The 8,818-nt window shown below is 64.9% G+C and carries 8 protein-coding genes, 1 pseudogene and 1 riboswitch; of the genes and pseudogenes, 4 read left to right on the top strand and 5 right to left on the bottom strand.

The window, feature by feature from the left end:
* Both AC1DT2_RS10690 and AC1DT2_RS10685 read left to right on the top strand, forming a co-directional pair.
* Positions 1–278 (top strand): annotated as a pseudogene (locus AC1DT2_RS10690) (DNA topoisomerase IB); the annotation flags it as partial.
* Between the two features lie 65 nt (positions 279–343).
* On the top strand, positions 344–1,264 hold the full coding sequence (locus AC1DT2_RS10685) for a hypothetical protein (protein ID WP_477296176.1): 921 nt from the start codon (positions 344–346) through the stop codon (positions 1,262–1,264).
* A gap of 113 nt (positions 1,265–1,377) precedes the next feature.
* Here the strand turns inward: AC1DT2_RS10685 and AC1DT2_RS10680 are convergent, their stop codons facing one another.
* A complete protein-coding gene (locus AC1DT2_RS10680) occupies positions 1,378–2,433 on the bottom strand; it encodes an aldo/keto reductase (RefSeq protein ID WP_477296175.1) in 1,056 nt (351 codons plus the stop codon).
* Positions 2,434–2,538: 105 nt separating this feature from the next.
* Between AC1DT2_RS10680 and AC1DT2_RS10675 the strand changes: the two genes are divergently transcribed.
* Both AC1DT2_RS10675 and pssA read left to right on the top strand, forming a co-directional pair.
* Entirely contained in the window at positions 2,539–3,453 is a 915-nt protein-coding gene (locus tag AC1DT2_RS10675; protein ID WP_477296174.1) for a LysR family transcriptional regulator, read from the top strand.
* A gap of 49 nt (positions 3,454–3,502) precedes the next feature.
* The gene (gene pssA / locus AC1DT2_RS10670) at positions 3,503–4,123 is read left to right on the top strand and encodes a CDP-diacylglycerol--serine O-phosphatidyltransferase (protein ID WP_063571861.1); all 621 of its coding nucleotides are present in this window, start codon (positions 3,503–3,505) and stop codon (positions 4,121–4,123) included.
* A 14-nt stretch (positions 4,124–4,137) separates the two neighbouring features.
* Here the strand turns inward: pssA and pnuC are convergent, their stop codons facing one another.
* The 4 genes from pnuC to AC1DT2_RS10650 form a co-directional block, all read right to left on the bottom strand.
* The gene (gene pnuC, locus AC1DT2_RS10665; protein WP_477296173.1) at positions 4,138–4,719 is read right to left on the bottom strand and encodes a nicotinamide riboside transporter PnuC; all 582 of its coding nucleotides are present in this window, start codon (positions 4,717–4,719) and stop codon (positions 4,138–4,140) included.
* Positions 4,709–6,886 (bottom strand): TonB-dependent siderophore receptor, encoded by a 2,178-nt coding sequence (locus tag AC1DT2_RS10660; RefSeq protein ID WP_477296172.1) that lies wholly within the window; start codon positions 6,884–6,886, stop codon positions 4,709–4,711. The genes pnuC and AC1DT2_RS10660 overlap by 11 nt, the downstream gene beginning before the upstream one ends.
* A gap of 54 nt (positions 6,887–6,940) precedes the next feature.
* Positions 6,941–7,036: riboswitch (TPP riboswitch) on the bottom strand.
* A gap of 18 nt (positions 7,037–7,054) precedes the next feature.
* On the bottom strand, positions 7,055–8,191 hold the full coding sequence (locus tag AC1DT2_RS10655) for a phosphotransferase enzyme family protein (RefSeq protein ID WP_477296171.1): 1,137 nt from the start codon (positions 8,189–8,191) through the stop codon (positions 7,055–7,057).
* Between the two features lie 22 nt (positions 8,192–8,213).
* A partial coding sequence (locus AC1DT2_RS10650) for a hypothetical protein (protein ID WP_477296170.1) occupies positions 8,214–8,818 on the bottom strand: 605 nt, incomplete at its 5' end.

Here is an 8,818-nt window from a genome sequence, read left to right as displayed (position 1 = left end):
TCGCCGTGCTGGCGGCGACAGCCGTCCCCGACGAGGGTGGCGAACGGGCCGTCAAGGCGACCCTCGCCGCGGCCGTCAAATCGGTGGCGACCGTGCTCGGCAACACGCCGGCCGTGTGTCGCGCGTCGTACATCCATCCGGAGGTGTTCGCGGGCTGGTTCGATGGTGAATTGCACCGTCGGGTGCCGGAAACGGGTGTCGTTTTCCCCCGCAAACTGGAAACCCTGACCCTGGCTTTTCTACGTCGACGGCTCCATGTATCCCGACGCTCCCGTTGAGACGAACGGATGGCTATAGTGCTCACACGGGGTTCGCGTTCGATATTTCAGGGGTTGTGTTGACGATGTTGCGGTGGAAGGTGATTCCCGTCCTGCTCGGCCTGACGGCAGGCCTGGGTGTACATGCGCAAGAGGCGCCTGCGGCGCCCCCGTTTGCGCTGCCCGATGCAGGCAGCCATCGCGGCGTGGTGGACGACACGTGGATCATTGCGCCCAAGCGACTGCCCGATGCCACGCTCTCCGCCGTCAAGAACTACGCCGATGAAGGCGACATCGCGGCCGGGGTGTCGCTGCGCTATCGCATCGACCACGCCGACTGGATCATCGCCGACGTTTTCATCTATCCCGCGGGCGAAGGCGACAGCCCGAAGATGCTGCATCGGGCATCGGAGGATTTCCGCGAATCGGTCGCCTATGCCGAGAGGCAGCAGATCTACCGGAACGTCTGGTGGGGTGACGAAAGCGCGTATACGGCGTCGCTGGCCGGCGGAAAGAAGGTCGAGGGCCGCTTCCTGCCGATCGTCTTCGATGCCCAGCAGGACATGCTGACGTCGCGTACCTACCTGTTCTACCGGAAGCTGTACTACGTGAAAATCCGGCTGACGACCACCGTCGATGCCGTGGACTCGCTCGCGGAAAATGCCGACCCTTTCATCAGTGGTCTTCTGGACGGCGTTGACATCATCAGTGCCGGCACCTGTGGTCGCAGCATGGATGTCGTGGCGCTGCAGCCAGGCGAGGCAACGCCGGGAGACCTTCCCGACGGCGTCAGCGCGGATGGCTTTCGCATGGCCCTGAAGCTCACGCGGGCAGGCACGCCGGCGTATGGCGCACAGATGGCGAAATCGATGGCCCTGGCCTCGAAGCGCCAGCTGGCCAGCGGTTGCACCACGCTCGACTACCATCCGCCACTGGAAGACGGCAACCGGACGGTGCTGCACCTTTCCTTCACCCCCGAAGACTGGGGTTCAACGGCAAAGCCATAAAAAACGGCCGGGACGCGTCCCACGCCCCGACCGTTGCCACCCGTGACTTGCGGCGACCGGCACATGATGCGCGAGTCGCCTGCTCAAGCCCATGGAAGGATTCTGAAAAAAACTTATTTCAGATGCGGCGCCAGCAACGGCATGTCCGCCGGACCCAACCGGTCCGATGCGGTCATCAACTGGTGCCAGTACGGGTAGAGCACCGGCGGCGCACTGACCTCGTCCAGGCGCTGACGCTCCTCGACCGTGAGTTTCAGCTCGGCGGCAGCCAGGTTGTCCTTGAACTGGGCCTCCGTACGGCCACCGATCACCAGCGACGTTACCGCGGGACGTCCGAGCAACCAGGCCAGGGCGACCTGTGCACCCGACACACCGCGCGAGTCGGCGATCCCGACGAGCACGTCGACGATCCGCCACAGACGTTCTTCGTCGCGGATCGGCGGCTCCGTCCAGCCTTCGAGGTGGCGCGATCCTTCCGGCGCCTTCGTGTCACGGCGATGCTTACCCGACAGCAGGCCACCGGCGAGCGGACTCCATACCAGGACGCCCAGGCCCTGGTCGATCGAGATCGGCAGCAATTCGTATTCGGCTTCGCGCGCTTCCAGCGTGTAATGGATCTGCTGGCTGATGAAGCGCTGGCGGTGCTCGCGCTCACTCACGCCGAGCGCCTTCATCAGGTGCCATGCGGAATAGTTCGRGCAACCCAGGTAACGCACCTTACCGTCGCGAACCAACGTATCGAGGGCTTCCAGGGTCTCCTCGAGCGGCGTCAGCCCGTCCCACTGGTGCACCTGGTAGAGATCGATCACGTCCGTGCGCAGACGCTTCAGGCTGGCTTCGCACTCGCGAATCAGGTGGTACCGCGAGAGGCCGCCATGGTTGGGGCCGTCGCCCATCGGGAATCGAGCCTTGGTGGCGATCAGCACGTCCTTCGGACGCTTGCCGCCGAGGACTTCGCCAATGATCTCTTCCGAACGGCCGTCGGAATAGACGTTGGCCGTGTCGATCAGATTCACACCGGCATCGATGCACATATCGATCAGTCGGCGAGCTTCGTCCACGCCGGAGTTGCCAACCGAGGCGAACTTGCCCTGGCCGCCGAAGGTCATCGTGCCCATCGTGAGGGTGGAGACTTTGAGGCCGGAACGGCCAAGCAGTCGATATTCCATGGGGATTCCTTGTGGGGAGTTAACCCGCTCACGTTAGCGTCGGCCTCATTCATCTGTAAAATGGAAAATTCTGATCGTATTAAGCACCACGCACACTCAATACCCATGGATCTCAAGCAACTCGAGTACTTTGTCGCCGTCGCGGAGGAGCGTCACTTCACGCGGGCGGCCCAGCGCCTCAACGTGGTCCAGTCCGGCCTTTCCCAAACCATCCGCAGCCTGGAAGACGAACTCGGTGGCCCGCTGTTCGTCCGCACCACGCGTAGCGTGGCCCTCACGGTGGCGGGCACGGTCTTGCTGGAGGAAGCGCACCGGGTGCTCGATGCGRCACGCTCGGCGCGTATGGCGGTGACCCAGGTGCACGGTCTCGCCCGGGGAAGGCTGCGCATCGGCGCTATTCAGAGCCTGGCCCCCTTCATCGACCTTCCAACCACCCTCGGGCGATTCCGCGACGCCTTTGGCGGCATCGACATCGAGCTTCGTTTCGACGGCACCGCCCATCTTCTGGAAGAAGTGCGCGACGGCCACCTGGATATCGCTTTTACCCAGCCACCTGCGCTGCCTGTCGCCGACGTGGTCACGAAGCTGCTGGTCTGCGAAGGCCTCGTGGCCGTGTGCCCGCCCAAGCATCGGCTGGCCGGTGCCCACGATGTGACGCTGGGTGACCTTGCGCAGGAAAGCTATGTCGATCTGCGCTCCGACTGGGGCATGCGCCAGCTGATCGACAACGCTTTCGCCGAGGCAGGCCTGAGTCGCCGTACCCGGTTCGAGGTCAACGACATGGGCATGTTGCTTGAACTCGCCGCGCAGGGCCTCGGCATCGCGCTGGTGCCGGAGTCGATCGCGAAGATTCGCCGCGACGACCGCCACGCCAGGCCCATCGCGTTCGCCGACATCGCCGAGGCCGAGGAACCGTGCTGGGAAATCGTCGTCGGATACCGCGCCCGTCAAGGCGAAGCACCGGGCCGTCTCGCCCAGGCCTTCCTCGACGTGCTCGTGCAGCCGGCGGGCGCCCTCTAGGGTTCGCCGTCCCTTGTAAACTCGCACGACCACCCGCCCGAGCGAACCGATGACGACGAAACCGCGCCCGTTTTCCATGATTCGTGACTTCGCACTGGCCGACTGGTTCACGCTGGGCAATGCGGCCAGTGGTGTCGGCGCGCTTTTCTCGACCATGACCTACCTGCAGGAAGGCGGCGTCTGGCACCTTTACATGGCGTGCGCACTGGTCCTGTTGGCGCTGATCTTCGACGTCCTCGACGGCCGTATTGCGCGGTGGCGCCAGCGGGCATCGCTGCTCGGCCGGGAACTGGACTCCCTTGCCGATGTGATCTCGTTCGGTGTGGCGCCCGCCGTCATTGGCTATGGCTGCGGCATGCAGGGTGGCCTGGACCGCGCGATCCTGCTCATGTTCGTCTGCTGCGGCGTCTCACGCCTGGCGCGATACAACGTCACGGCCGAGGATCATTCGAACGCCGAGGGCAAGGTCACTTACTTCGAGGGCACGCCCATTCCAACATCGATCGTCCTGGTCGCCGTGCTCTGCATCGCCGCCTCGATGGGCGCCCTGCACGAGAACCTCTGGCTCGGCAATGTCCGGATCGCTTCGCTCGGCCTGCATCCGCTGGCGCTGATGTTCGCCGCATCCGGCGCGTTGATGGTCAGCCGCATCCGCATCCCGAAGCTCTAGCTGTCCGAGAACTATCAGGCTGTCACTGGCTCGGCACGTTCTCGTCGCCAAGCGCGCAGGCCTATGGCGGCGAGGACGACAAATCCCGCATACAGCACGGCCGTGATCGGCAGCGACTTGTAGACGTACTCGCCGACATAGATGACGTCGACCGCGATCCATAGCCACCAGGCAGCGGCGTGTCGTCGTGCCTGCCACCACTGGGCGACGAGGCTGAAGGCGGTAAGCGCTGCATCCAGCCACGGCAACGAGGCGTCGGTGTACCTGTGCATCGCGTACCCGAGCGCCAGCGCCGCGGCCGTGCCGACGGCGAGGTGTCGCGTTGCGCTCCGCGTGTCCAGTTCCGCAACGCGGACATGACCGCTGCCGTCGAGGTGACGCGACCATCGATGCCATCCGTAAAGAATCAGGAAGGCAAAAATCACCTGCAGCATCGTATCCGAGTACAGCTTGGCATCGACGAAAATCCACGCGTAGGCAATCACCGATACCAGGCCCACCGGCCAGCACCAGGGACTGCGCCGCGCGGTCAGCCAGACGCCCGCCGCGCTGACCAGCGCGGCGGAAAGTTCGAACAGCGAAAGCTCAAAAGTCATAAGTCATCGAAAGGCGGGCAAGTCGCGGCATGCCGGGGAAGAGATAGCTATCACCACCCGACGTACCTGTATCGCGCCAGTAGAAGTGGTTGAACACGTTGTCCACGTTGAGCCGCCAGGTCATCGCATGACCGCCGACCGCCGTGACGAAACGAAGGCCCGCGTCGAACACATGGTACGCCGGGACGCGCGTGTCCCCGTTCGGCGTGGCCACGTTGGTACCCGCATAGCGCCAGCCACCGAGCACCGCCAGTTGCGGGGCGAAAGGCAAGGTGTAGTCGGCGTACACGGCCGTCCGCCAGCGGGGTACGTTGACGACCTGATGATCTTCATAATCCGGCGTGCCCGTATTCTCGGCACGCGCACGAATCACGTTGGCGCTGGCGGTCAGCCGAAGATTGTCGGTCACGCGCCCGGCCAGGTTGAGCTCGAGACCCGTGTGCACCTCCTGTCCCTGCTGGACGAAGGTGAAGCCTTCGGGCGTGTCGTCGGGACGGGCGAACTGGTAGGCCTGGCGAATCCGGTAGACCGCCGCCTGCAGGTCCAGGACATCGCTGACCGCATACTTCACGCCGGCCTCGACCTGGCGCGACTGCAACGGTGCCAGCGTGGTACCGCCGTTCGATGTCCAGTAAGGTGCCTCGCGCCCCAGCGACAGGCCTTCGCCGTAGCTGATGTAGGTCGTCAGGGGCGCCGTCGGCTGCCACAGCACGGCCGCCTGCGGCAGCGTCTTCGTCATCCGCGTATCGCGCTCGAGGGCACCACTGTCGTCATACGCACGCTCGTCGAGCTTGACCAGGCGAGCACCGGCAAGGACCTGCCATGTCTCGCCCAGATGCACGCGGTCGATCGTGAACAGCGTGCGCTGCCAGCTGGTCAGGCGGCGCGCCGAAGGGCCCGGCTCGTTGGGTGAAGGATCGAAATACGGCGGCGTACGATCGTCGATATTCGCGGTGCCGACATAGTCGTACACGTAGGGACGCTGATCCACGGTGCGGCGGAACGCGCTGGCACCGACGTTCACTTCGTGGTCGATCGCACCCGTCGAGAACGTTCCCGTGACGACCGCGCGCAGTTCGTCGTTCTGTCGCGTGTCGTCCGGACTACGGTAGTCATAGACATCGTAGTCGCCATTGGGAGCGAAGAAGTAGCCCGGCGTCGCGCCCGACGCACATGACGCGGCATAGAAGCAGCCGTAAGCGAAGGCGACGTTATCGTCGATCACCGTATGGCTGTGACCTGCCGAGACCTGCGCATTCCAGCTGTCGTCGAAGTGGTAGTTGAAGCGTAGCGACGTGTTGCTCGAGTGGATGCCGACAGGACGCTGCCAGGGCTCGTAACCGAGCAGGCGCGTACGACTGGGATGCTCGGGAATCTGCGTACCGCCCAGCAGCTGGTAACCGGACGCCGAGCGTTGACCGCTGGTCTGGTAGTCCGTGTCCAGTTGCAGGGTTGCCTGGTCGGTGATCTTCCAGTCGGCACCGAGAGACACGAAGCTGCGTCGTCCGTCGGTATGTTCGATGGCGGCGTGCGTCTGCTCATTCGCCGCATTCACGCGCAGGCCGAAGGATGGTGTGAACCATGCCCCCAGATCGACGGCCTCGTAGCTGGACCCGTGCGAATCCGTCCCGATCGTCACGCTGTGCACGTCGGCAGGACGCTTGCTCACGTAGTTGATCAGGCCGCCCGGCTCGACCACGCCGGCTTCCAGGCCACCAAGACCCTTCAGCACTTCGACGCGCTCCTTGCCTTCGAGCCCGGGCAATTGCTCGGCCGACTCGATCATGCCGTTGAAGCGAAAGCCCGTGGCAAGGTCCAGCGGGAAGCCGCGGATCGAAACGTCCTGGTAGTAGCCCGCCGGCGCGTAGTTGTCGTTGATCGCCGAATCACCGCGTACCAGTTCGCTGAGCGTCCTCGGCTGGCGGTCGTCGAGCTGCGCGCGGGTGATGACGGTGATCGCCGCCGGCGTATCGTGCAAGGGCGCGTTGCCGAAGCTGCCGAAGGTGTCCAACTGGGAATCGGCGGCCTGGTAACCGGTGGTGGTCGTGGCGTTCACATCCACCGTCGGCAGCGTACGCGCCTTCTGGGGCGTCGTATCGTCGGCGGCGTGCGCAACACCGAGCAGGGAGAACAAGGCCACGGCCAGCGGGGTACGGTAAAAAGTCATCGTCGTCTTCAGGTTCACGGACGAAGCGACGGCGAGCCACGTCGTCCCGGGACGTCCGTGGCTCTGCAAGCTCCCTACGCCGGTACTAACCGGGTCAGGTTCCAAGGGACTCTCTCAGCCTGGCAACGCCAGGCACCCCCGCTTCTAGAACGGCTATTGAACCACGAATCAGCCGCCCGCGTGGCGGATCGCGTCGAGCAGCGCCTGCCCCTGCGCCCCGATGAACCAGGCGGCATGCCCGCGCAGGAAGGTGTGGTAGGCCACATCGGCGTGGTCGCGACGACCCGTCACGCCCTCGAAGTACTCGACCTCGGACAGGGCGAAATCGAGGTGGACGATCGGCAGGAGGTCGGCGAGCAGATCCAGGTCGTCGGCGGCCAAGGGGCATACCTCCCGGTAGCCCTCGATCAGGGCGAGCGCGAGGTCGGTGCGACCGATGTCTCCCTGCGCGATATCGAGCCATGCGATGGCGTTGCGTTCAATCGCCGTCGCCAGGTCGAACAAGCCGAACGTCACGGCGGAAAGGCCCAGGTCGAGTACGTCGGTGATCCGCGCCTCATCGCCGCCGTCGCTCCAGCACAGGTTCGATACGTGCCAGTCGCCGTGGGTCCATGATCGTGGTTGGCGGGAGATACCCTCAACGGCACGCGCATGCCAGGGTGCAATGGCCTCGCCGATCTCCGCACGCCAGTCGCGCTCGCGCAGGTACGCCTCCAGCGAAGGACGCGACGAAAGCGCGGCGTCGATAGCCAGCAACGGATCTGCCGACGAGAGAATGTCTGCCCGCGCCACCAGCAGTTGCGTGGTCCGCTGCGGCGCGCGGTAATCCCGAGCGGCCGCATGCAACCGCCCCAGCATCGCACCCGCGGCTCGCGCATGGGCGATGCCGCCGATCGGCGACCAGGAGAAGGCGTCGCGGTAGACATCGACACCGAGTGCTGGCGCATGCACTTCGTAGACCCACTCGCCGATCGCGACCGCCGACGCACCGTCGATGTCCGTCATCACCTTCGGCACGGCAATACCGCGTTGCCGCAGGTGTGTGGCGAAGCCGTGCTCCTCGGCCAGCGTCGCCGTCGAGCGCACGCTCCGGTGGTGACGTTTTACGAAGACCTCGCCCGTCGACGTACGCACGAGCGCGGCGGCCGACAACGGACGGGGACTACGCCAGTGCAGCGCCTCGACGGCGCCACCTGGCGGAAAACGACGCAGGAGCACCTCGACCTCGGCCAGGGTCAGCGGCGGCCAGTCCGGTGTCAGTTCGTCGCCAGCAAGACCATGGGCGAGGTGGGTGTCGTCATTCATCGGCGCAGTCTAACCGCTGCCTTCAGAAAGCAAGGTTCAGACCGATCGTGGCCCAGCGCGAAACCGGCGACGCATGTTCGCGCTCACGCCCGACGACGAGGTCGACGCTGTCGCCATCGTCCTTGCCGAAGTAGTAACGCACACCTGCCTGCGTCGTCTGGGACAGGCGCGCCGCCCATAGCCGTTCGGCGAGCAAAGCGACCTCCTTCGTGACGGCAAACTCGAAGCCGACGCCGGCCAGGCCTCGCCAGGCACCCTGTTCCGCCCGGGTCATGCCGAGGTTCACGTTCGCCATCAGGCGGCGCTCGTCGTCGATGCCGAAGTTGCTCGCGGCGTAGACATTCGAGCCGATGCGATGACCGTTCTGCAGGGTTGTGTCAGTGGCAATGGCAAGACCGATACCGGCGTCGTCGCCATTTCGCAGCTGCCATTTGATCGAAGGGTTCTGCAGGTTGTATCCCGGATGGGACTGACCGCCGAGCCCGAGCCCGAACTCAACCGGCCCGACGCCGCAGGCAGGCACCGCCCATGCAGTGTGCGCGCCACCGCGAAACACCTGTAACCAGCTTTCCAGCTGACAACGACCGGGTGTTGCCGTGGAAGCGTCATCGACCAGATAGCTACCAC

It is taken from the genome of Luteibacter sp. P4_E6 (assembly GCF_056401535.1).
This window is presented reverse-complemented; position numbering and strand designations above follow the sequence as displayed.

Bases quoted from the DNA above. Each gene is read 5' to 3' on its own strand.
- AC1DT2_RS10685 (WP_477296176.1), top strand. From the start codon at position 344: ATGTTGCGGTGGAAGGTGATTCCCGTCCTGCTCGGCCTGACGGCAGGC.
- pssA (WP_063571861.1), top strand. From the start codon at position 3,503: ATGACGACGAAACCGCGCCCGTTTTCCATGATTCGTGACTTCGCACTG.
- pnuC (WP_477296173.1), bottom strand. From the start codon at position 4,719: ATGACTTTTGAGCTTTCGCTGTTCGAACTTTCCGCCGCGCTGGTCAGC.
- AC1DT2_RS10660 (WP_477296172.1), bottom strand. From the start codon at position 6,886: ATGACTTTTTACCGTACCCCGCTGGCCGTGGCCTTGTTCTCCCTGCTC.
- AC1DT2_RS10655 (WP_477296171.1), bottom strand. From the start codon at position 8,191: ATGAATGACGACACCCACCTCGCCCATGGTCTTGCTGGCGACGAACTG.